The organism is Kribbella sp. NPDC050281 (genome assembly GCF_040655855.1).
In the GTDB taxonomy this organism is placed as follows: domain Bacteria; phylum Actinomycetota; class Actinomycetes; order Propionibacteriales; family Kribbellaceae; genus Kribbella.
This window is the reverse complement of record NZ_JBFAKS010000005.1, coordinates 100285-121669: the sequence shown is the minus strand read 5'-3', so window position 1 is coordinate 121669 and position 21385 is coordinate 100285. Positions and strand designations below refer to the sequence as shown.

Annotated in this window: 20 protein-coding genes; 7 read left to right on the top strand and 13 right to left on the bottom strand. The window is 68.3% G+C overall.

Annotation, left to right across the window (positions count from 1 at the left end; genetic code table 11):
* The first annotated feature begins 98 nt into the window (after positions 1 to 98).
* The 3 genes from AB0I34_RS07745 to AB0I34_RS07735 all read left to right on the top strand — a co-directional run bounded on the left by AB0I34_RS07745 (position 99) and on the right by AB0I34_RS07735 (position 5115).
* Entirely contained in the window at positions 99 to 1925 is a 1827-nt protein-coding gene (locus tag AB0I34_RS07745) for a hypothetical protein (protein WP_360441161.1), read from the top strand.
* 88 nt (positions 1926 to 2013) lie between these two features.
* On the top strand, positions 2014 to 4116 hold the full coding sequence (locus AB0I34_RS07740; protein WP_360441158.1) for a hypothetical protein: 2103 nt from the start codon (positions 2014 to 2016) through the stop codon (positions 4114 to 4116).
* 12 nt (positions 4117 to 4128) lie between these two features.
* Positions 4129 to 5115 carry an NAD-dependent epimerase/dehydratase family protein gene (locus AB0I34_RS07735; RefSeq protein WP_360441155.1) on the top strand — a complete coding sequence of 329 codons (987 nt, stop codon included), beginning with the start codon at positions 4129 to 4131 and terminating at the stop codon, positions 5113 to 5115.
* Between the two features lie 26 nt (positions 5116 to 5141).
* Here AB0I34_RS07735 and AB0I34_RS07730 read toward each other — a convergent pair whose 3' ends face one another.
* The 8 genes from AB0I34_RS07730 to AB0I34_RS07695 are packed head-to-tail and all read right to left on the bottom strand — an operon-like array spanning position 5142 to position 12192.
* A complete protein-coding gene (locus tag AB0I34_RS07730; RefSeq protein WP_360441152.1) occupies positions 5142 to 5357 on the bottom strand; it encodes a hypothetical protein in 216 nt (71 codons plus the stop codon).
* A gap of 34 nt (positions 5358 to 5391) precedes the next feature.
* Positions 5392 to 6132 carry an NAD-dependent epimerase/dehydratase family protein gene (locus AB0I34_RS07725; RefSeq protein ID WP_360441149.1) on the bottom strand — a complete coding sequence of 247 codons (741 nt, stop codon included), beginning with the start codon at positions 6130 to 6132 and terminating at the stop codon, positions 5392 to 5394.
* On the bottom strand, positions 6129 to 7256 hold the full coding sequence (locus AB0I34_RS07720; RefSeq protein WP_360441146.1) for a mandelate racemase/muconate lactonizing enzyme family protein: 1128 nt from the start codon (positions 7254 to 7256) through the stop codon (positions 6129 to 6131). The genes AB0I34_RS07725 and AB0I34_RS07720 overlap by 4 nt, the downstream gene beginning before the upstream one ends.
* A gap of 4 nt (positions 7257 to 7260) precedes the next feature.
* On the bottom strand, positions 7261 to 8124 hold the full coding sequence (locus AB0I34_RS07715; RefSeq protein ID WP_360441143.1) for an SMP-30/gluconolactonase/LRE family protein: 864 nt from the start codon (positions 8122 to 8124) through the stop codon (positions 7261 to 7263).
* Positions 8108 to 8947, bottom strand: coding sequence for a carbohydrate ABC transporter permease (locus tag AB0I34_RS07710; protein WP_360441140.1), 840 nt, complete (start codon positions 8945 to 8947; stop codon positions 8108 to 8110). Before AB0I34_RS07710 ends, AB0I34_RS07715 begins: the two co-directional genes overlap by 17 nt.
* Positions 8944 to 9927, bottom strand: a complete 984-nt coding sequence (locus AB0I34_RS07705; protein WP_360441137.1) for a sugar ABC transporter permease — start codon at positions 9925 to 9927, stop codon at positions 8944 to 8946. Before AB0I34_RS07705 ends, AB0I34_RS07710 begins: the two co-directional genes overlap by 4 nt.
* A 4-nt stretch (positions 9928 to 9931) precedes the next feature.
* A complete protein-coding gene (locus AB0I34_RS07700) occupies positions 9932 to 11380 on the bottom strand; it encodes a sugar ABC transporter substrate-binding protein (protein ID WP_360441134.1) in 1449 nt (482 codons plus the stop codon).
* A complete protein-coding gene (locus AB0I34_RS07695; protein WP_360441131.1) occupies positions 11377 to 12192 on the bottom strand; it encodes an IclR family transcriptional regulator in 816 nt (271 codons plus the stop codon). Before AB0I34_RS07695 ends, AB0I34_RS07700 begins: the two co-directional genes overlap by 4 nt.
* 120 nt (positions 12193 to 12312) lie before the next feature.
* Between AB0I34_RS07695 and AB0I34_RS07690 the strand changes: the two genes are divergently transcribed.
* The 4 genes from AB0I34_RS07690 to AB0I34_RS07675 are packed head-to-tail and all read left to right on the top strand — an operon-like array spanning position 12313 to position 15749.
* Positions 12313 to 13230, top strand: a complete 918-nt coding sequence (locus AB0I34_RS07690; protein WP_360441128.1) for a dihydrodipicolinate synthase family protein — start codon at positions 12313 to 12315, stop codon at positions 13228 to 13230.
* Positions 13230 to 14360 (top strand): mandelate racemase/muconate lactonizing enzyme family protein, encoded by a 1131-nt coding sequence (locus tag AB0I34_RS07685; protein WP_360441125.1) that lies wholly within the window; start codon positions 13230 to 13232, stop codon positions 14358 to 14360. The genes AB0I34_RS07690 and AB0I34_RS07685 overlap by 1 nt, the downstream gene beginning before the upstream one ends.
* A complete protein-coding gene (locus AB0I34_RS07680; protein ID WP_360441122.1) occupies positions 14357 to 15100 on the top strand; it encodes an SDR family oxidoreductase in 744 nt (247 codons plus the stop codon). Before AB0I34_RS07685 ends, AB0I34_RS07680 begins: the two co-directional genes overlap by 4 nt.
* 4 nt (positions 15101 to 15104) lie before the next feature.
* Positions 15105 to 15749 (top strand): YesL family protein, encoded by a 645-nt coding sequence (locus AB0I34_RS07675; RefSeq protein ID WP_360441120.1) that lies wholly within the window; start codon positions 15105 to 15107, stop codon positions 15747 to 15749.
* On the opposite strand, the gene AB0I34_RS07670 is transcribed toward AB0I34_RS07675, so the two are convergent.
* The 5 genes from AB0I34_RS07670 to AB0I34_RS07650 form a co-directional block, all read right to left on the bottom strand.
* Positions 15685 to 16485 carry an IclR family transcriptional regulator gene (locus AB0I34_RS07670; RefSeq protein ID WP_360441118.1) on the bottom strand — a complete coding sequence of 267 codons (801 nt, stop codon included), beginning with the start codon at positions 16483 to 16485 and terminating at the stop codon, positions 15685 to 15687. The genes AB0I34_RS07675 and AB0I34_RS07670 overlap by 65 nt on opposite strands.
* 90 nt (positions 16486 to 16575) lie before the next feature.
* Positions 16576 to 18033, bottom strand: a complete 1458-nt coding sequence (locus AB0I34_RS07665) for a sulfatase-like hydrolase/transferase (RefSeq protein ID WP_360441115.1) — start codon at positions 18031 to 18033, stop codon at positions 16576 to 16578.
* Positions 18030 to 18911, bottom strand: a complete 882-nt coding sequence (locus AB0I34_RS07660) for a carbohydrate ABC transporter permease (protein WP_360441112.1) — start codon at positions 18909 to 18911, stop codon at positions 18030 to 18032. The genes AB0I34_RS07665 and AB0I34_RS07660 overlap by 4 nt, the downstream gene beginning before the upstream one ends.
* On the bottom strand, positions 18908 to 19888 hold the full coding sequence (locus tag AB0I34_RS07655; RefSeq protein ID WP_360441109.1) for a sugar ABC transporter permease: 981 nt from the start codon (positions 19886 to 19888) through the stop codon (positions 18908 to 18910). Before AB0I34_RS07655 ends, AB0I34_RS07660 begins: the two co-directional genes overlap by 4 nt.
* A 15-nt stretch (positions 19889 to 19903) precedes the next feature.
* On the bottom strand, positions 19904 to 21352 hold the full coding sequence (locus tag AB0I34_RS07650) for an extracellular solute-binding protein (RefSeq protein WP_360441106.1): 1449 nt from the start codon (positions 21350 to 21352) through the stop codon (positions 19904 to 19906).
* Between the last annotated feature and the right edge of the window lie 33 nt (positions 21353 to 21385).

The window sequence follows — 21385 nt, the reverse complement described above, 5'->3', positions numbered from 1 at the left end:
GTCCCGCGCCTCGGGGAATTCGATTGCCTGAGTGTTCCCGTGCTCGGCAGCAGGTCCATAGCCTCGAACGGCAATCGCCTGATGAGGAAGGAATCTGCATGTCTGCAGGAGACCTATCGCGCCGACGCGTCCTGGCAACCGGCTTGGCAACCGGCCTGGGTGCCGGCATCGCCGCAGCTGTCGGTGGTGTGGAGCTACCCGCCGTGGCGGCCGAGACCACGCGACCACCGGCGCCGAGGTTCAAGCCGGTGAGCATGGTGCTGCACACGCACTCGTGCTTCAGCGAGGGCGGCAGTTACGCCGCAGGTGGAGGCGGCGCCAGCATGCTCTCGCAGTTGGAGCAGGCGACGAAGAACAACATCGACGTGGTCTGGTGGACCGACCACGACTGGCGGATGGAGGCTTACGGCTACGACGACGGCATCGCCTTCGACGGTACGGACGAGGACGGCGACCTGGCGTGGTCGGTCCAGAACGAGGGCACGGTCGGCGGTACGGCGCACGCGTTCGTCGACGATCCGCACAGCCCGGACGAGGACGGCAAGGCGCTGCGCGTCACCGCGACTGGGACGTCGGCGGACTGGGGCGTGTCGTACCTGTGGGGCGACCCCGGCAACAGCTTCTTCTCGACGAACATCTCCGACACGACGCTCACCATCGACGTACTCGGTGAGCAGATCGGGCCCGACGCCGAGCTCGTCGTCCAGGTGGAGACGTCCTACCGGCCCGAGATCCACGGCCGGCCGGCGGGTGTGTACGTCCTGGAGTACCGCGTCGGTACGACGAGCGCCCGGGTGCTCGAGAAGCCGCTGACCGGTGTGGTGTCGGTGCCGGTGAAGGACGGCTGGCAGGCCCTCACGATGCGTCTGCTCGACGACATCAAGGCGTTCTGGCCGGACCTCATCGCCGAGGACTCCGGACTGGCCCGGCTGCGGTACGGCGTTCGCGCGCGCAACAACGCGACCGCGCAGGCTGTCTTCGACCACCTCCGGATCATCCGCACCCGTGACCCGTTGCGGTGGCCGGTCAAAACCCAGCAGAAGCTGATGAAGGCCTACGCCAAGCAGTACCCGAACGTGAAGCAGTTGCTGGCGGCCGAGGTATCGATGGTCCGGCATCTGAACGTCTTCATGGAGAACTTCGAGCTGTACCCGTACCCGGACCAGGGCAAGGCACCCAAGCTCGACGGCTCCGTCGAAGGCACCGAGAAGGTCGTTCGCTGGTACCAGGAGCGCGGCGCGATCGTGCAGTACAACCACCCGGACATCAAGCCGGCCGAGTTCGTGCAGACCCGGGCGCTCGGAACCGACCTGACCGAGGTGGCCAACGCCGACGGCAACTTCGACGTGATCCACGACCGGATCAACCAGTACGACGCGGCCGCCCGCAACGCGATCTTCCTGACCGCGACCAGTCAGGTCGACGACCACGCCGGACGGAACTGGGGCGGCAAGTCCCACCTGTACACCACCTCGGTCTGGTCACCGTCGAAGGAGGCGAAGGACCTCATCGCGGCACTCCGGTCCGGGCAAGCCTGGTGGTTCCATCAGCGGCTCTGGTCGGCAGGGCGGCTCGACCTCGCGATCCGCGGCCGCCGCGCGATGGGCCGGGTCATCCAGACCACGGCGGCCGCGATCCCCGTCGAAGTCATCGCGCAGAATCTGCCCGCAGGCTCGACAGTGCAGGTCGTCGTCGGCCTCTGCGACCGTTCCGGCGCGAGTACGCCGTCCATCGAGAAGCACGCCGTACCCGCCGACGCCTTCACCGACGACTCCACCACGTTCACCCTCAAACGCGGCATCGGCAGCTACCTCCGCGTGGAGGTGTACGACACCGACAACACCCTCATCGGCTTCAGCAACCCCCTGTGGCTCCTCTCCCCCCACGACAAGGTCCCAATACCCCACGCCCGCCGACTCGCGTAGCCGCAGCTGTCCAGTTCCTGACGTTGCGCTGGCGCCCGGGTGCCTGGTCGGTCCAGGGTTGAGGGCAGTCGAGGAACGGGAAGGGCGCATGACGGACAGCAAGGACCGCGAGGCGACTGGGTTTCAGGAGCAGGCGGCGTATGACGAATCGATTGACCTGCGGACCGATTTCGTCATGGTCTACGGGCTCAACGACAGCACGCCGGAGCGCATTGCGCGGTGGCGCGAGGCCGGGTATCGCGTGCATCTGATGACCGGTATCTCCTGGGGCAACTATCAGGACTATCTGGATGGGCGGTGGGACGGCTCCGACCATTGGGCCGACGCGCAGGCCGCGGGCGATGGGTCGCCGATCCTGCACGGTCAGAGCACCGACATCCCGTACATGGTCCCGACGTTCGGCTTCACCGAGTACCTGGTGCAGAAACTCCGCCCGATCATCGAGCTCGGTGTCGAAGGCATCCATCTCGAAGAGCCGGAGTTCTGGGCCCGCGCCGGCTATTCGGAGTCCTTCAAGCGGGAGTGGCAGGCGTACTTCGGTGAGCCTTGGCAGGCTCCGCACAGCACCGCCGAAGCGCACTTCCGCGCCGGGCAGCTCAAGCAGCACCTGCTCTCCCGCAGCCTCGACCGGGTGACGTCCGTACTGCGCGACGAAGCCCTCCAGCAGGGTCGCCAGGTGCGCTTCTACGTCCCGACGCACAGCCTCCTGAACTACACCCAGTGGCAGATCATCAGCCCCGAATCACGGCTGCGGACGCTGCCCTCGATCGACGGCGCGATCGCCCAGGTGTGGACCGGGACCTCGCGCACCCCCAACGTGTACGCCGGGAAAGTCGCCGAGCGCACCTTCGAGACGGCGTACCTGGAGTACGGCATCGCGCAGGACCTCACCCGCGGCACCGACCGGCGGATGTGGTTCCTGCACGATCCGATCGAGGACCACCCGGACCGCACCTGGGAGGACTACCTGGCCAACTACCAGCGCACCCTCGTCGCGTCGCTGCTGCACCCGGGCGTCTCGCGGTACGAGGTGGCGCCGTGGCCCAACCGGATCTTCAACCGCCCGTATCTGCGCGAGGGATCCACCGAGCGGCAGCCGATTCCGCCGGACACTGCCACCAGCTACCTGATCGCCATGAACAGCCTGCGCGACCTGGACCAGCCTGAGGTGCGCTGGGCAGGCGAAGGACCGCGGATCGGGATCGCGCTCTCGGACACCGCCATGTTCCAGCGCTGGGCGCCCGGCGGTGAGAGCGGACACTACGACGGCCTGCAGGACGCCCTGGCACTCGAAGGCCGCGAGCAGCTGCACTTCTCCGACTTCTACGGCCTGGCGCTGCCACCGCTGTACGACGGGCAGCGGGTCAGCCCGGTCCAGCTGGAGAACGTGATCGACACTCCTGATGCACTGGACGACGTCGACGTACTCGTCCTCAGCTACGAATTCCAGAAGCCGCTTGCCCCCGGCATCCATTACGCGCTGGCCGGATGGGTCAGCCGCGGCGGCAGCCTGCTGTACGTCGGCGACGGCGCCGATCCGTACCACGAGATCCGCTCCTGGTGGACCGGCCGCTACGACACCTGCGCCGACCACCTGGCCGAGGCGCTCGGCGCGGACCGCAACGGCGACGGCGTGCAGCCGATCGGTCAGGGCTCGGTACGGTTCCTTCCGACCAGGCCGGCCGACTTCACCGAGTCACCGGAACGCGCCGCCGACCTGGTCGCGGCGATCCGAGAGCTGGCCGAAGCGGGCGGCCACCCCTGGAAGTCCACGAACTGGCTGTCCGTGCAGCGCGGTCCGTACCTCATCGGCGCCGTACTCGAGGAGGCCGGCGGCTCGCAGGTTGTCGAGGGCAAGTACCTCGATCTACTCGACCCACAGCTAGGCATCGTCCGCCAGCGAGAGCTGGGCCCCGGTCAGCTCACCTGGCTCCGCGACCTCACCTACGACGATGAGCCCCTCCTCGCCTCCGCCGGCCGAGTCATCAACTGGCAACAAGACAAAACCACCATCCACTTCACCTGCGAGGCCCCAGGCGGCGTCCAGGTAACCACCGCCCTACGCGTCCCCGCCGAGCCCACCACCGTCCAAGCCGACGGCACCGAGCTGCAGTACGACGCCGAGGATGGCGTGCTGTGGCTCCGCCATCCCGGCATCCCCACTGGCACCCACATCGAAATCACGTTCTGAGGAGTTGTTCGTATGGCTGCGTTGCGTGTCTTGTTTGTCGGTGGGACTGGGATCATCAGCTCAGCGTGTTCGTGGCGGGCGGTTGGGGCGGGGCTTGAGCTCTCGGTGGTCAATCGTGGGAAGACCTCGGTGCGGCCGCTGCCGCCCGAGGTTCGGCAGATCACGGCTGACGTGAATGATCCAGCGGCGTTCGCGGAGGTTGCCGGTCAGGACTTCGATGTGGTGGTGGACTGGGTCGCGTTCACGCCGGATCAGGTGAAGGCTCGCACTGATGCGCTGCGCGGACATGTTGGCCAGTACGTGTTCATCAGTTCCGCCTCGGCGTACCAGACGCCTCCGGCCCGGCTGCCGATCACCGAGTCGACGCCGTTGCGGAACCCGTTCTGGCAGTACTCGCGCAACAAGATCGCCTGCGAGGACCTCCTGACCACGCTGTACCGCGACGAAGGCTTCCCGGTCACGATCGTGCGGCCCTCACACACGTACGACCGCACCCTGGTCCCGTTCGACGGCGGCTGGACCATCGTCGAGCGCATGCGCCGCGGCCAACCCGTCGTGGTCCACGGTGACGGCACCTCGCTGTGGACGCTGACGCACCACAGCGACTTCGCCCGCGGATTCGTCCCGCTGCTCGGCCACCCGCGCACCCTCGGCGAGGCTTTCCAGATCACCTCCGACGACGTCCTGACCTGGGACCAGATCGCGCACGCACTCGCCGCCGCAGCCGGGACGACAGCACAGATCGTCCACGTCCCTTCCGACGCCATCGCCGCCGTACACCCCGGGTGGGGCGACGGTCTCCTCGGCGACAAGGCCCACGCGGCGGTCTTCGACATGACCAAACTCCGCCGCGTGGTCCCGGACTTCGTCGCCACCATCCCGTTCGAAGCAGGAGCCCGCGAGATCGTCGCCTGGCACGACGAGGACCCGACCCGGCACCGCGTCGACCACGCCATCGACGAAGCGATGGACACCCTCATCGCCCGCTACACGCCCTAGTGATCTCCGACGCAGGGCCCTAGGAGTCAGCCGACGCTCGGGGTGTCGGCCGGGTAGTTGTCCACGGAGAGCTTCTGCCGGACCAGGCTGGAGTGGCCGCCGGACAACTGATGCCGGAGGAACAGGTACGACTTGCCGTTGCCGTACAGGCGGTCGAAGTTGTCGTCGCCGAAGTCGCCGCCGTCGAAGTCACCGGCACCGACGGCTACGTCCGGCTCCAGGTGGAGGCGCCAGGCTTCCACCGCGTCGACGCCGCCCTGTTCCGCCCGGTGTAGGTCAAGCGGGCGGACAGAGCACGCCCGACGTGCCCTCCGGCAGCTCGCCGTACGTCGCAGAGTTCTGGCGCGGGACCCACCCGAGGTCCCGCGCCGCCGTACCAGGACCGAACGGGCTGGTCGCATTGGCCGAGATGCCGGCGAAGACGCCGTACCGCAGATCGGCCGTCAGCGCTGCCAGCACCAGCGAGCGCAAGTCGTCCGTGCCGATCCAGGTCCGGGCATAGCCGGCGTTCGGCGGTACGGGCCGGCAACCACCGAGCCTGAGGCACACCACTGAGGTCGAACTTCCGTATGCGGTCGCCGCTGCGGCCGCCTCGGCGAAGGCCTTGCTCGCGCCGTACCGGCAGCACGGCAGTGGGGCGCTCTGCGGATCGATCGGTTCTCGGACCGCCCGCTGGAGGTAGCCGCCGAGCGCGTGCACCGAGCTGGCCACGACGACCCGCGAGACATGGGCCGCCGCGGCGGCGTCCAGCACCGCGGCAGTCGTCGCGATGTTTGCCGGCAGCAACTGATCCCAGGCCGCGTCAGGCCGCGGATTGCCGGCCAGGTGGAGGACGGCATCAGCACCTGCCACCGCTGCGGCCGCAACGTCCGGGTCGCCGAGATCGGCAAGGAGGGTCTCGCCCTCGCCCCAGCCGGCAGCTGGACGCCGGTCGACCACGCGGATGGCGTGCTCGACCAGGGCGGAGCGCAACAGAGTTCCGACGCCGCCAGAAGCGCCGGTGAGGACGAGTTTCACCAGTTTGTGACGGAGCCGTCTGGGCGGTGGAGGCGGGGGATGGTGGCTGTCTCGGGCGGCTTTGCCTGGGACAGGTCCGCGGTGATGCCGAGGCCCGGTGCGTCGGACGCGGTCAAGCGGCCTGGCTCGGCCACGATCGTGGAGGTGAAGGCACCGAGCGGCGCGGTGGCGCGGTGGGCCTGCTCCTGCACGCTCACATTCGGCAGCGCGGTGTTGAACTGGGTCGACGCCGCCGTACAGAGCGCGCCGATCGAGTTGTGCAGCGCCAACTGCACGTGGTGCGTCTCGCAGAGCGCCGCGATCTTGCGCCCTTCGGTGAGGCCTGTGTGGCCGAGGTCGATCCGGGCGTGGTCGATCAGCTCGTCCTCAACCAGCTGCCGGAACTCCCACTTGGTGCAAAGCTGCTCCCCCGCCGCGATCGGTACGCCGACCCGGCTCCGGAGCGACTTGTACGCCGACAGGTGCTCGCTGCGCAGCGGGTCCTCGACGAAGAACGGCCGCAACGGTTCGAGCTCGCGGCACAGCTGCACCGCCTCGGCCAGATCGAGCCGGGTGTGTACGTCGATCAGCAACTCGACGTCGTCTCCGAGTCCGGCCCGCAGCTCCCGCATCAGCCCGACCGACCAGCGCACCGCGCGACGCGCGTCGTACTCCGGCTCCTGCGGGTCCCACGCCGTCAGCCGCAGATGCTTCCACCCCTGACCCGCCAGGTCGGAGGCATGGTTGAGTACGTCGTCCATCGACCCGCCACGCACGTGTGCGTACGCCGGAACGTAGTCCCGCGACCGCCCGCCGAGCAGCTCGTGCACCGGTACGCCGAGCGACTGCCCACGGATGTCCCACAGCGCGATGTCGATCCCGGCCAGCACCGATGCGTGGTGGCGGTCGGAGGGGAAGAACACCGACCGGAACCCCAGCTGCCAGATGTGCTCGATCCTGGTCGCGTCGACCCCGACGAGCAGCGGGCGCAGGTCCTGCACCAAGCCTGCCGCGGCCCGCTCGCGGCCGCGCATCCCCACCTCACCGAGACCGGTCAGACCGTTGTCGGTCCTGACCACTGCCACCAAGGCCGGCCAGTCGTCGGCGGCCGGCAACGCCACCAGGTCGATCTCTTCGATCTTCATACCCTCACCCCATCACAGCACCTCTCCAGGGACGCGACGGCGGTCCCTTGACACCGGCATCGACCGCGAACAGGCACCCATTGCCCGGCGCCGGATCGTCCAGGCCCAGCGAGGCGGTGGTGATCACCAGAGTGCTGCCCTGGAAGCAGACGGCGGTCGGTCGCGGCACCGGCAACTCGACCGTCGCCAGGAGCTCACCGGTCGGGGCGTATCGACGTACCTCGCTCGCGTCCCACACCGCCACCCAGACGCATCCGTCGTCATCCAGCGCCAGCCCGTCCGGGTTGCCGCCGGTCACCTCGACGACCGTACGCCGTTCGCCGAGCCTGGCACCGTGGACGGCGATCGCCTCCAACCTCCGATGCGGCAGTGTGTCCACGAAGTACACGGTCTCGCCGTCCGGGGTGAAGTCGATGCCGTTGGCAACCGTCAGCCCGGACAGCGCCGTACTGACCGAGCCGTCGGGGTCGAGCCGGAAGAGGGCGGCATGCGGATCGCGGGGAATCGCCTGCGAGCCGGCCCAGAAGCTACCGTCCGGGTGGCAGCACCCGTCGTTCATCTGGTCCTGACCGGACGTCAGCCCGCTGACCAGAGGCGTGACAGTGCCATCCTCACCGAGATGCGCGAACCCGTCCTGCACCGCGAGCGCCCACCCGCCGTGGTCCTCTTCCACTGGTACGGCGACGCCGACGCGCGAGCCGATCTCGTAGTCCCGCACCACGGTGAGCGAACCGCCCTCCAGGTGTCCCCGATGAACCCGGCCGGCCAAGATGTCCACCCAGATCAGCTCGCCCGTGCGCGGATCCAGCCGGGGCGACTCGCCTTGCACGTACGCCGCCGACGAGATCCGGTCAGCTCTTGACCGCACCGGCGATGCCTTCGACGAAGGTGCGCTGCAGGAACAGGAACACCACCACGATCGGCAGCACACCGATACAGGCGGCCGCGGCCAGACCGGTCCAGTCGGTCGTGTCCTGGCCGTAGAAGCCGTACATGCCGACGCCGAGCGTGCGTAGTTCCGGGTTGCCGAGGGTGAAGACCAGTGGGATGAAGAAGGCGTTCCATGCGCCGATGAAGTTCATCAGGGCGACCGTCCCGACCACCGGCTTCGCCAGCGGCAGCATCACCTTCCAGTACGTGCGCAGGTAGCCCGCGCCATCCATCCGCGCCGCCTCCTCCAGCTCCTTGGGGATGCCACTGAAGAAGCCCATGAACAGCAGCACGGGTACGACGAGGGCGGGCCCGGCCTGCGCCAGCGCTGCCCCGAGCAGGCCGTTGCCCAGTCCGATCCCGTTCACCAGCAGGAACGTCGGGATGATCGTGTAGCCGTGCGGGATGAACATCGTCGCGATCAGTACGCCGACCATCACCTTCTTGCCGGGCAGGCCGGGCCTGGCCAGCGCGTAGCCCGCGGTCGACGCGACCAGCAGTACCAGGATCACCACGGCGATCGAGTACGTGATCGTGTTCGCGGTGTAGGTACCGAACTTCGCGGTCGTCCAGGCCCGCTTGAAGTTGTCCAGCGTGGCGTCGTCGGGCAGCAGCGACAGCCCGCCGAGGAGCATCTCCCGGGGCGTCTTGAACGCGGCCGAGATCATCCATACGAACGGATAGATCCAGACCAGGCACAGCGGCACCAGCACCACGTGCCAGATGTTGCGCCGGGCAATCAGCCGCCAGCGGCCGGTCATGTCGCACTCCCACTCATCCGGCGCTTCAGGAAAGGCGTCTGCAGCAACGTCACGACCAGGGTGAGCACGCCGAAGGTCACTCCCGCCGCCGAGGCGAACCCGTACCGGGGTGCTTGCAACTGCGGATCGAACGCATACCGGTAGATATAGGTCGGTACGACGTCAGTGGCGTAGTCCGGCCCGCCCTCGGTCACCGCCCGGACCAGGTCGAACGTGCTCAGGCTGCGCTGGAACACCAGCAACAGGATCACGATCGCGATCGGTGTCACCACCGGCAGGGTGACGAACCGCAGCGACCGCCAGAAGCCGGCGCCGTCGATCGCCGCCGCCTCCTGCAGGTCTTTCGGCACCGTCTGCAGCGCCGCGAGCCAATAGATCAAGGTGATGCCGAAGCCCTTCCACACGTCGATCGACATCAGCGTCGGCAGCGCGGTCGACGTGGATCCGAGGAAGTTCACCGGCTGGTCGATCAGGCCGGTGTCCAGCAGCACCTGGTTCACCAGGCCGCCGGCCGGGTCGAGCAGGATCGCGATCACGATCCCGATCACCGCGGTGGTCGCGACCACGGGCAGGAACAGCACCAACCGGTAGACGTTGCGGAATCGCAGCCAGGTGTTGTTCAGCAGGATCGCCATCACCAGCGCCAGCGGCATCTCGACGAAGATCGCGGCCATCGAGAACAGCAGCGAGTGCCAGAACGCCCGCCAGAACGCGGCCGAGCCCAGCACCTCGGAGAAGTTCGAGAGCCCGACCCACGCGGTCGGCGTACCGACGCCGTCCCAGTCGAAGAACGCGTACACCCAACTGGCGATCAGCGGCCAGATCGTGAAGCCGCCGAACAGCAGCGCCGTCGGCACCAGGAACAGGTAGCTCCACAGGTGCTTGCGGAACCGGCCCGGCCCGCGGCGCGGGCGCCCGGTGCGCCCGCGCCGGACCGGGGCCTGGTCGAGCTTTCGCTCGACGGTCTCGGTCGTCGTCATCGCGTCAGCCTCCCGGCGTGTAGTCCTTCAAGGGATCCCAGGTCGCGAAGGTCAGATCCTTGGCCGAGCCCTGCTGGCCCTTGGCCTTCAGGCTCGCGGTCGTCTGGTCCAGGAAGGCCTGCAGGTTCTGGTCCAGCTTCGCGGCGGCCGGTGCGAACGGCTGGTTCTTGATGATCGAACTGAACGCCGCGTCGGTGTGCTTCAGGTCCGGCTTGGCCGCCAGCGCGGCGAGCACCGCGGTGCCGCCAGGAGTGGCCAGCTTCGGGCTCGGCACCCGGCGCATCCCATCGGCGGCGACCTTCAGGATCGCGGCCTGGTCGGGGTTCTTCTCCGCCTCGGACTTCCACGCACTCTCCAGCGCGGTCAGTGTGCCGAACTTCTCGTAGTACGCCTTGTGGAAGGACTCCGACGAGAGGAAGTCCATCACCTTCCAGGCCTCGGCCTTGTGCTCGGACTTCGACGACATCGACCACAGCGGGCTGAAGGACTGCGAGATCGGCTGGTAGGCGCCCCGGCCGGCGTCCGGCACCGGGATCCCGGTGACACCCATCTTGATCTCCGGCGACAGCTTGCGGATCTCGGCCACGTGCCACGGCGCCGACGGATACATGGCGAGTCGGCCGGCCGCGAACTCCTTGAAGGCGCGGCTGCCGTCCCAGCTCTCCCAGCCGGGCATCATCACCTTGTTCGCCTGCATCCGGCGATTCAGCTCGACCGCTTCGACCAGCCCGGGGCTGGAGGTGGCGGGCTTGCCGGTGCGGAAGTCGATCCCGGTCGCGGGCACCGAGTACGGCACCGCGGTGCCGGCCAGCATCTCGACGCCGACCGCCTTCGCGGCGGTGGGGGCATAACCGAAGTACTTGCCCTTGCCGTCGGTGGTGACCTTGGTGGCCATCTTCTCCAAGTCGGACCAGGTCTTCGGCGGTCCGTCGAAACCGGACTTCTTCAGCAGGTCCTCGTTGTAGATGAACACCCGCAGGGTCGACCACTGCCCCCAGACCAGCGGCAGGCTCATCAGCTTGCCGTCGCGGTGCAGGCCCGAGGTGGCCGGGTCCATGCTTCCGGCCGGGAAGCGCTTGAGGAAGTCCGGGGTGACGAACTCGTCCAGCGGGGCGACCCAGCCGCGGGCGGCCATCCGGTCCATGCCGTCGTCCTGGGCCCGGAATACGTCGGGCGCGTTGCCCTGCTGGAACATCAGCTCGACCGCGTTCAGCTGCTGGTCGGACGGGTTCTCCAGCACCTTCACCGCGATCCCGGGATTGGCCTTCTCGAACTCGTCGAACTGCTGGCGGTAGAACTCACTGGCTCCCGGTGGATCGGGGACCAGGGCAACGGTCACGGTGACCTTGCCGGCGGCGTTGCCGGCGTCCGGGCTGCCGCCGACGAGGTTGCACCCCGACAAGGCGAGCGCCACCGCGCCGACGAGCACGGTGAGGGCAGGGCGGATCTTCATGATCGGCTCCGTTGGTCGTGGCGCACAGGCGCCGGAATCTGGTGATCGGTGGGCCCGTGATGACCCAGCTGGGAGTTGATGGCATCGGCTGCCTCCACCAGCAGGCGGGACAGCTCCTGCTCGCGAGTGGGCAGGTCGACCACGCTCGACGGACCGGACAACGACAGGGCGGCGACCACCTGACCGGTGCGGTCGCGCAGCGGCGCCGCCAGGCACGCCCTGCTGAGCGACAGTTCCTCGGTCTCGGTGGCGTAGCCCTGCCAGACGGCCTCGTCGATCGCGGCGTCCAGTACGTCGTGCTCGGTGATAGTGCGGGGCGTGTAGCGCTCGAGCTCGCCGAGCAGCTCACGTCGTACGGCGGGTGGCAGGCTGATCAACAGGCACTTGCCGAGCGCCGTGGCGTGCAACGGGTTGCGCCGCCCGGTCAGGGCGAACGAACGCGGTGCGAGCCGGCCCTCGAAGTTGCACAGGTAGAACGCCTCGTCGCCACGGCGGACCGCGACGTTGGCGCCGAGCCCGGTGCTCGCCGCGAGGGACTGGGCCGGTTGCCGGGCGGCGTGGTGGACGGGGTGACCGTTCACCGCGACGCCGGCCAGGGTGATCAGGTCGGCACCCAGGCGGTAGAGACCATCGGTGTCGCGCTCGACGAAGTCCGCCTGCTCGAGGGTGCTGAGCAGCCGGGACGCGGTCGACTGACGCAGGCCGGCCAGCTTGGCGACCTCGGTGACGCGCAGCGCGCTGGTTCGCGCGAACGCCCGAAGAACGGCCACGGCGCGCTCGACGCTCTGGTTCGTCCCTGCCTCTTGACCCACCCTGCGACTCCTGACCTGGAAAGATGGACGCCTCCATCCACTATGTGGCAGCCTTACGCACATGATGGATCTCGTCAAGCATGGATCGGATGTCGAATGCTGAACGCCGAGGGGAAAACCATGCCGCCCACCGTTGAAGGACTGGTGCCGATCCTGGCGACGCCGTTCCAGCCCGACGGCAGCCTCGATCTGCCGGGGCTGCGCCGGCTGACGGAGTTTCAACTGGCCGCCGGCGTGCGGGCGGTCGCCGTACTGGGCATGGCGAGTGAGGCCTTCGCCCTCACCACGGCCGAGCGCCGGATCGTGACGACGACGGTGGCGGAGATCGTCCACGGTGTGGTGCCGCTGGTGGCGGGAGTAGCGGCGACCTCGACGGTCACGGCGGTCGAGCAGGCGACAGAGGCAGCCGCGGCTGGAGCCGAGGTGGTGATGGTGCTTCCGCCGTTCATGGTGGCGCCGAGTCCGGCCCAGCTGCCCGAGTTCTATGCCGCGGTCGGTGCCGTCGGCCCGGAAGTGATGGTGCAGGACGCGCCGGGAGCCACCGGCGTCGCGATGTCGCCGCAGCAGATCGCGGAGCTGAGCAGGCTCCCCGGAGTCACCTCGGTGAAGGTGGAGGCTCCCCCGACCGCGCCGAAGGTGGCCGCGGTGGTGGACCGGATCGACGAGCCCGGCTTCGTCGTGATGGGCGGTCAGAACGCGCAGTTCCTGCTCGATGAACTGGCCGCCGGAGCGGTCGGCACGATGCCCGCGTGTGAGGTGCCGGATCTGCTCGCGCCGATCTTCACCGACTGGTACGCCGGCCGCCACGACGACGCCCGGGCCAGGTTCGAGCAGCTGCTTCCGCTGCTCGTGTTCGGATTGCAGCCGGGGATCGCCTGGGCCGTGCACAAGGAGGTGCTGGTACGGCGTGGCCTGATCGGGAGCGCGTTCGTCCGTACTCCGGCTCGCGACCTGGACAGCCGCACCCGGGCCGGTCTGACTGCGATACTCGACCGGCTGGGCCTTCCGGCCACCCCCGCGCTGACGAGGATTCCCTGATGCCGACGATCACCGAGGTCGAGGTCTTCCCGCTCGTCCTCTCCGAGCCTGACTCGCCGCCGCGCGGCTACTCCACCAAGCCACCGTGGCCGAGCATCTACGCCTCCTCGCGGGAGGCACTGCTGGTCAAGCTGACCGCCGACGACGGCTCGGTCGGCTGGGGCGAAGCGCTGGCGCCGGTCTCCCCGGAGGTGCCGGCCAAGCTCATCGAGCTGCTCCTCAAGCCGGCTCTTCTCGGTGCCGACCCGACCCGAGTCCGCCCGCTGGTCAACTCGCTGCGGTCCCTGATGAGGGAGCGCGGTCACCTCGGCGGTCACCAAGGCGACGCCGTCGCCGCGATCGATGTCGCCCTGTGGGACCTGGCCGGCCGGATCAGCGGGCTTCCCGTGCACCAGCTGCTCGGTGGCGCACAGCGCGATGTCGTACCGACGTACGTGTCGGGGCTCCCGGGCAAGAAGGACAGCGAGCGGGTCGCTCAGGCACGGGACTGGGTGGCCGAGGGCGTCCGCCAGGTGAAGGTCGGGCTCGGGTACGGCGTACGCGCCGACCTCGCGACGGTGGACGCACTGCGGTCGGTGCACGACGACCTCTTGGTCGCTGTCGACATCCACGGCGTCTACACCGTGGCGGACGCGATCCGGTTGGGGCGTGGTCTGGATCAGCTGGGTGGCTGGTTCCTGGAGGCGCCGGTCGGCTTCGAAGACGTCGCGGGGCACGCAGAAGTTGCCCGACGCATCGATACACCGGTGGCCATCGGCGAGAGCCTGCGACACCGGCAGGAGTTCCGCCCATGGTTGCAGGCCGGTGCTGCCTCGATCCTGCAGCCCGACGCGGGACGCACCGGCATCACCGAACTGGTCGACCTCGCGGCGGTCGCGGACACCTGGTTCACACCGTTGGCGCCGCATCATTCCTCCGGACTCGGGGTCATCCTGACCGCGAGCATCCACGCTGCTGCCGCGGTCGGGAACCTGCTGGCCTACGAGTTCCACCCCACCCTGTTCGGCCCGGTCAACCGGGTCCTGGCCACCCCGATCGAGCCCGGTCCGCTCGGGTTCGCCGTACCGACCGGCCCGGGCCTGGGGATCGAGGTCGACGAGGACGCCGTCCGCGCGGCGTGTATCGCATGAACCCCGCGACCCGGCGTGCCCTGGTCATCGGGGCCACCACCCCGATCGGTACGGCGATCGTCGCCGCACTGGTCGCGGACGGCTACCGGGTCGCGGGAGCCTCCCTGGAGGACGAGAAGGTCGAGGGCCTCGAGCTTCACCTGGCCGCGGACTGCTCGGATCCGGACACCGCGACCGCGGTGGTCGACCAGGTCGCGGCGGAGTTCGGCGGCCTCGACGTACTGGTCGCCGCCGCGGGGCGGATGCCGCTCCTGCCAGCGCACCGGACCTCAGACGCGCAGTGGGTCGACGCACTGTCGAACACGCTGGACACGTTCTTCTTCCCGGTGCGCGCGGCCTTGCCCTACTTGTTCGAGAGCGACTCGGCCGGCATCGTGGCGGTCTCCTCGGTCAACACCCTGGTCGCGGCTCCGTGGGCAGCGGCGTACACAGCGGCCAAGGGCGGTGTGGACGCTCTGGTCCGGCAACTGGCCGTCGACTACGGCATCCGGGGTGTCCGAGTGAATGCCGTCGCGCCTGGAATGGTTGGTGGTGCCAATCTTCCCGATGCTGCGGCCGGCTACCTGATCGGTCGCACGATCCTCCCGTCAGAGGTTGCGGACGCGGTCGTGTTTCTGGCCGGTCCGCGGGCCAGTGCCATCACTGGTGTCGTGCTGCCGGTCGATGGTGGTCTGTCAGTCGTCTCGCCCGCTGCGGTCGGGCGCGCCGATCTACGCGCCCGCTTGGCCTCAGAGGAGTAGCGACATGCCTGAGGTGGAGCTGACTGGCCGTGCCGGGCCGCTGTACCGCCTGCTCGATTGGCCGCTGCGGTTGGCGTTGCTGACCCTGCTGTGGCTGCTGGGTGTGGCCGCCGGGTTGGTGATCGCCGGAGTGGCTCCGGCCACGCTCGCGGCCCATCAGGTCGCGGTGGCCTATCTGGACGACGACGAGATACGTCCCTGGTCGCGCTTCTGGTCGGCTTGGCGACAGTGGCTGGGCCGCGGTCAACTGCTGCTCGGGTTGCCCTTGGCCACTGTCTTTGTCCTGGCGTTCTATCTGGTGGCGGCCCGGCAGACAGTCTGGGCTGTCCCGGTTTCAGTCGTCGTACTCGGCTACCTGGTGACGATCTGGCTGCTGCCCGCTGTTGCCGTCTCGGCCGGTCAGCGCCCGGTGAAGGAGGTGTGGCTACTCACGATGCACCTCACCTGGCGTAGGCCCGGCCTACCGCTGGCGGGAGGCGCCGCACTCGTCGTACTGATTGCCGGTGCCTGGTACGTCGTACCTGGCGCACTGGTGCTCGCACCGGCAACGGCCGCGGCTGTTGCCGTGTGGGTCGTCCGCCGGGTCAGCTCACCGCGGCCGACGCGTGATAGCCAAGCCCCGACGAGATCTGGTCCGCCTGCTCGATGACCTGCGTGGCCAGTGATTCCTCGCGCGCCGGCAGGTCCATCGCCGACAGCGGGCCGGAGACCGACAGGGCCGCGACGATCGCACCGGTCCGATCCCGGATCGGCGCGGCCAGGCAGGCCCGACCGAAAGCGAGCTCCTCCAGCTCGGTCGCGTAGCCGCGCTCCCGAACCTCGCGGAGGATTCGCTCCAGCTCGTCGTGGTCGGTCACCGTGTGCGGGGTATAGCGGGCCAGATTCTCGCCGACGAGCTCCTCCCACTCCGGCCGCGGCATCTCACTGATCAGCGCCTTGCCCATCGCGGTCGAGTGGAGCGGACCGCCCCGGCCGACCAGGGTCGACGAACGTCCGGCCGCACGGCCCTCGAAGTGGCAGAGGTAGAACAGCTCGGAACCACGACGCTCGGCCACATTCGCACCCAGGCCGAGATCGGCGGCCAGGTTCTGCGCGACCTGGCGGGACTGCTGGTGCACCGGCATCTCGTTCAGCCCGATGCCGGCCAGCGTGATCACCCGCGGCCCGATGCCGTACAGCCCGCTGCGCTGGTCGTAGGCCAGGAAGCCCAGCGCCACCAGCGCGCCGACCAGCCGGGAGACCGTGGACTGCCCCAGCCCGGTCGCCTCGACCAGCTCGGAGACGCGCCGTTGGGGGTGCGCCTCGGTGAACTCCGACAGCAATGAGAGCGCGCGCTCGACACTCTGCGTCCCTGGTCCGGCTTCCCGGCCGATCGCTCGTGCCACGAGTTCACCCTCTCCCTAAAATATGGTTGCCTCATCCGCATCGTAGATGCCCCCAGCCTCCCGCTCCAGTCAACCCGCGGCCAATCCGGGTCAGAAGTGGTCCAAGCGGGGCTGGCTGCGGTCTTCGGTGGCTACCAGTACGTCGATGAGCATCTCCTGTAGTCGCAGACGCTCGGATGCGTGGTCGGGGTTGTCCCAGAGGTTGGTCAGTTCTTGAGGGTCGGCCGCCAGATCGTAGAGCTCGCCGGTTCGGTCGCGGTCTGTGGCGGGCAGGCCGTGGTAAACGACGATCTTCCATTGGCCGGTGCGCAGCATGGTCGTGTGTACGGCGGGGTCGTACGGGTGGCCGCTGTTGCGGTACTCGCAGAGTGCCCAGCCACGGGTGACCGCGTCCTGCTCTCCACGAGCCAGCGGCAGCAGGCTCGTGCCCTGACCGCGGGATAGCGGCGAAGCACCGGCTGCTTCCAGGAACGTCGGCGCCAGGTCGATCCACTGCACCAGCTCGGATCGCCGCTCCCCCGCCGGCAGTTGCCCCGGCCACCGCACGATCAGGGGGACGCGTACGGCGCAGTCGTACATCATCGGGCCCTTGAGCATCAGCTGGTGATCGCCGAGCATCTCGCCGTGGTCACTGGTGAACACGACGATGGTGTCGTCCGCGAGGCCTTCCGCCTCGAGCGCCGCCAGGATCCGGCCGACCTCGTCGTCCACCAGGCTGACCATCGCCCAGTACGCCGCTTTGACCTGCTGCAGCTCGTCCGCGCTGTACGAGAGGTAGCCGCGCGCGTGACCGCCGTACGACTCCTTCGACGCCTCGGTCAGGATCGGCGGCTTCCCGTCCAGCTCACCGTCTCGCGTCACCGGTCGCGGCAGCTCGTCCGGCTGGTATCGCTCGAGGTACTCCTTCGGTGCGCCGAAACCGTGGTGCGGGTCGAAGAAGTTGGCGACGAAGCAGAACGGCCTCGACCGATCCCGCGACGACTGGAGGAAGTCGATCGTCTCGTTGCCGATCCACCGGCTGTAGTGCGCCTCGGTCGGCAGGTTGTCGAACCCGGATCTGCCGGGTGTCTGCGCTTCGGCGTACAGCTCCGGGAAGGCCGTTTTCACCCAGCGGTGGTATTGGTTCTCCGACGAGCCCGGGTACGGATCGTGCGCCCACCGGAAGACGCGGAACCCGTCGTCGTGCCGCGGCTCCAGCCGGCCACCCTTGCAGGCCGACAGGTGCAGCTTGCCGACGAGTCCACAGTCATAGCCGTCGTCCGCGAGCGCCTTGGTGAAGAACTGCTCGTGATCGGGCAGCTGGACGCCGTTGGCCCACAGACCGTGTGCGTGCGGATACCTCGAGGTCATCAGCGATGCGCGCGACGGCGAGCAGACCGGGTTCTGGACGTAGCAGTTCTCGAACAGGACGCCGTCGCCGGCCAGCCGGTCCAGGTTCGGGGTCCGTACATGCTCGTTGCCGTAGGCCCCGATCGTGTCGTAGCGCTGCTGGTCCGTGCAGATCAGCAGGATGTTCGGCCGGTCGGTTCGGGTACTGGGAAGGGTCATGACTTGATGGCTCCTGCGATTCCCTCGACGAAGTAGCGTTGGAGTACGACGAACAGCACGACCACCGGCAGCAGCGAGATGGATGCGGCCGCGGCCATGCCGGACCAGTCGGTCGAATTCTCGCCGACGAACGCGAGCATGCCGACGCTCAGGGTCCGCAGATCCGGCCGCGAGAACGTGAACACCAGCGGCAGGAAGAACGCGTTCCAGGTGCCCAGGAACGTGAGCAGCGTGACGGTGGCGGTGACCGGATTGGCCAGCGGCAGCATGATCCGCCCGAAGATGCTGAGGAACCCGGCACCGTCGATGACGGCGGACTCCTCGAGCTCGCGCGGCAACTGCCGGAAGTAGCCGAGGTACAGCAGCACCGACGCCACGTGGGCCCCGCCGGACAGGGCCAGCACCATCCCGGTCAGGGAGTTGAGCAGCCCGAGTCGCTGGGAGACCTCGACCACCGGGATGATCGTGTATCCGGTCGGCACGAACAGTGTGGCGATCAGGATGCCCATCACGATCTTCCGGCCGAAGAACTGGTGCCTGGCCAGGACGTACCCCGCCATCGCACACCGCAGGACGACCAGCACCACGGTCGTCACCGTGACGACGACGGTGTTGACCAGGTACCTGCCGAACCCGGCGTCACCCCACGCGCGGCCGTAGTTGCCCCACTCGGCGTGCTTCGGCAGCAGGGACAGGCCGGAGGTGAACACCTCGAGCGGGTCCTTCAGCGACGCACCGAGCATCCACAGGAACGGGTAGATCCAGAGCAGGCCGCCGATCCCGATCACGACGGCCGCTCCCCACCAGGGCAGCCTGCGCAGGATCCGGCCGGAACTCCACCGGTTGCCGCGCCCGCGGCCGGCAAGGACGTCCGTCATCGCTCACTCCTCGCTTTCCTGGCAGCCCGGATCCCGACCAGTTGCAGTACGCCGATCAGCCCGACGAACAACCCGAACACCACGGCAGCGGCCGAGGCGAAGCCCAACTGGGGAACGGTGGCCGCGAACGCCCAGCGGTAGATGTAGATCTCCACCACCTCGGTGGCGTAGAACGGGCCGCCGTTGGTCATCGTGAGCATCAGGTCGAAGATCTTCAGGGTGCTCTCCAGCGTCAGCAACGTGATGATCACCGCGAACGGCTTCAGCAGGGGCAGGGTTACGTACCGGAGCAGACCCCACGGTCCGGCGCCGTCGATGGCGGCGGCCTCATAGACCTCGTCGGGCACCGTCTGCAGCGCCGCGAGCCAGTAGATCAGTGTGACGCCGAACCACTTCCAGATGTAGACCCCGACCACCGTCCACAACGCCGCCTTCGGGTCGCCCAGGAAGTTGATGCCGTCAGCAACGACGCCGAGCTTGCGCAGTACGACGTTCACCGGACCGGACGCCGGGTCGAAGACAAACTGCATCACCACGCCGACGATCGCAGTCGTGGTCACCACCGGCAGGAAGAACGCCGTCCGGAACAACGTCCGCAGCGGCAGCTTCGGCGAGTTGAGCACCAACGCCAGCAACAACGTCAGCAGAACCTTGACCGGCACCACCGCCACCATGAACAGCACGGTGATCTTGAACGAGTTCCAGAACAGCGGGTCGGCGACCACCGCGCGGTAGTTCGCCAGTCCCACCCAGGTCTTCGCGGCATCGAAGCCGTTCCACTCGACGAACGAGTACCAGTAGCTCGCGACGACCGGATAGACGGTGTAGACGCCGTACAGGACGATGGTCGGGGTGAGGAACAGCCACACCCAGAGCCGGTTACGGCCCAGTCGCGGACCTCTGCCATTCATCGAGGTACGGCGCGCCGAGCCGCTGCGGCGTTCCGGCGGCGCGTCGGGGACAACGGTGACAGCCACAGGTTCTTCCCATCCTCACGACGTCTTGTACTTGTCCCGGCCGTAGTCCTGACCAGGGGTCCAGTTGTCGAACCTCCAGTCGCCGGCCGCGACCTTGACTCCCTTGGCCGCGACTGCCTTGACGGCTCGCTCGCGCTCCGCGGTCAGCTTGCGGTCGAGGTCCGTGAGCGCCTTGCGGGCATCGGGCAACTGACCGCTCAGCACGCCCTGGACGATCGAACCCAGGTCCGGCTGGATCTGCTTCATCTCCGCGACCACCTCGCTGATCCCCGGATTGCGGACCTCGGGTGCGGGCCGCAACTTGATCTGGCGGGCGAAGATCGCGGCCGCCGTCTTGTACGTCGGGTGGACGTTCGCCTTGTCCACCAGGGACAGATCGACCGGCATCCCGTCCATCTGCTCGGTCTCGGCGAGCATGACCTCCTTGGTGGTGAACAACTTCAGCAACTCCGCGGCCACCTCGGCCTGCTTGGACGTGGCCGCGAAGCAGTAGTCGCCGGCCTTCGGCGGGTTGTAGACGACGATCGGCCGGCCGGCTTCGGCCGACGGCATCGAGGTGACGCCGACCTTGTCCACGAACGGTTTGAACTGGTCCTTGACCACTCCGATGTTCCACGGGCCGTCGAAGAACAGGCCGGCCACTCCGGTCGACCAGCGGGCCCGCGCCGTCCGGGCGTCCAGCGACGACGACGCCGGGAAGAGCAGGCCGTCCTTCTTCAGCGAGATGAGGAACTCGATGGCATGCACATACGGGTCCGTGGCATAGGAGTATTCGCCGGTGCGGGGGTCGGTGGCGCCGGAGCCACCGGCCGCCATGGCCAGATCGGAGACGTGCTCCCCCATCCGCTCCGCGAACTGCAGCGGTGCGATCCAGCCGGAGACGCCGTCGCCGCCGGCCGACTCCATCTTGGCGGCCGCCGCCCGGAACCCGTCCCAGGTGGCCAGGTCGCGGTCCGGATCCAGCCCGGCCTTCTCGGCGAGTTCCACGTTGTACCAGGTCAGCGTTCCGTACTGCCGGAAACTCACCATCGGCAGCGAGTAGAGCTTGTCGTCGAAGTGCGTGAAGCCGTTCAGGAACGCGTCCTGCGGCATCGCGGCGAGGTCTTCCTTGGTGAGCTGGATGGGCGCGATCCAGCCGTCCTTGCGTAACCGGGCCTGCGGCAACTTCACTCCGGCCGTGGTGAAGATGTCCGGAAGTTGCTTGCTCCCGAACGCCAACTGCAGCGCCTGGCCCTGCTGGTTGGGGTTGTAGACGGTGTATTCCACCGTGGTCCCGGACGATTTCTGGAAATCCGCGAACAGCTTCTTGTGCAGGTCCTCCCGGGGCTGGAAGTGGTCCCACACGCGCAGCGACTTCGCGCCGGCGGCCTGACCACCGCTCGGGGCGGTGCTGCAGGCACTCGCGGCGAGCGCGCCGAGCACGCCGCCGGCGGATGCGCCGAGGAACCTTCGTCTGCTGATCATGAGTCCTCCTCGAGGAGCGGTGGGCGGTCGACC

What these genes read in the sequence shown, in the direction of transcription:
- AB0I34_RS07745 (WP_360441161.1), top strand. Translation starts at nt 99, where the DNA reads ATGTCTGCAGGAGACCTATCGCGCCGACGCGTCCTGGCAACCGGCTTG.
- AB0I34_RS07740 (WP_360441158.1), top strand. Translation starts at nt 2,014, where the DNA reads ATGACGGACAGCAAGGACCGCGAGGCGACTGGGTTTCAGGAGCAGGCG.
- AB0I34_RS07735 (WP_360441155.1), top strand. Translation starts at nt 4,129, where the DNA reads ATGGCTGCGTTGCGTGTCTTGTTTGTCGGTGGGACTGGGATCATCAGC.
- AB0I34_RS07720 (WP_360441146.1), bottom strand. Translation starts at nt 7,256, where the DNA reads ATGAAGATCGAAGAGATCGACCTGGTGGCGTTGCCGGCCGCCGACGAC.
- AB0I34_RS07710 (WP_360441140.1), bottom strand. Translation starts at nt 8,947, where the DNA reads ATGACCGGCCGCTGGCGGCTGATTGCCCGGCGCAACATCTGGCACGTG.
- AB0I34_RS07705 (WP_360441137.1), bottom strand. Translation starts at nt 9,927, where the DNA reads ATGACGACGACCGAGACCGTCGAGCGAAAGCTCGACCAGGCCCCGGTC.
- AB0I34_RS07700 (WP_360441134.1), bottom strand. Translation starts at nt 11,380, where the DNA reads ATGAAGATCCGCCCTGCCCTCACCGTGCTCGTCGGCGCGGTGGCGCTC.
- AB0I34_RS07690 (WP_360441128.1), top strand. Translation starts at nt 12,313, where the DNA reads ATGCCGCCCACCGTTGAAGGACTGGTGCCGATCCTGGCGACGCCGTTC.
- AB0I34_RS07685 (WP_360441125.1), top strand. Translation starts at nt 13,230, where the DNA reads ATGCCGACGATCACCGAGGTCGAGGTCTTCCCGCTCGTCCTCTCCGAG.
- AB0I34_RS07680 (WP_360441122.1), top strand. Translation starts at nt 14,357, where the DNA reads ATGAACCCCGCGACCCGGCGTGCCCTGGTCATCGGGGCCACCACCCCG.
- AB0I34_RS07675 (WP_360441120.1), top strand. Translation starts at nt 15,105, where the DNA reads ATGCCTGAGGTGGAGCTGACTGGCCGTGCCGGGCCGCTGTACCGCCTG.
- AB0I34_RS07665 (WP_360441115.1), bottom strand. Translation starts at nt 18,033, where the DNA reads ATGACCCTTCCCAGTACCCGAACCGACCGGCCGAACATCCTGCTGATC.
- AB0I34_RS07660 (WP_360441112.1), bottom strand. Translation starts at nt 18,911, where the DNA reads ATGACGGACGTCCTTGCCGGCCGCGGGCGCGGCAACCGGTGGAGTTCC.
- AB0I34_RS07650 (WP_360441106.1), bottom strand. Translation starts at nt 21,352, where the DNA reads ATGATCAGCAGACGAAGGTTCCTCGGCGCATCCGCCGGCGGCGTGCTC.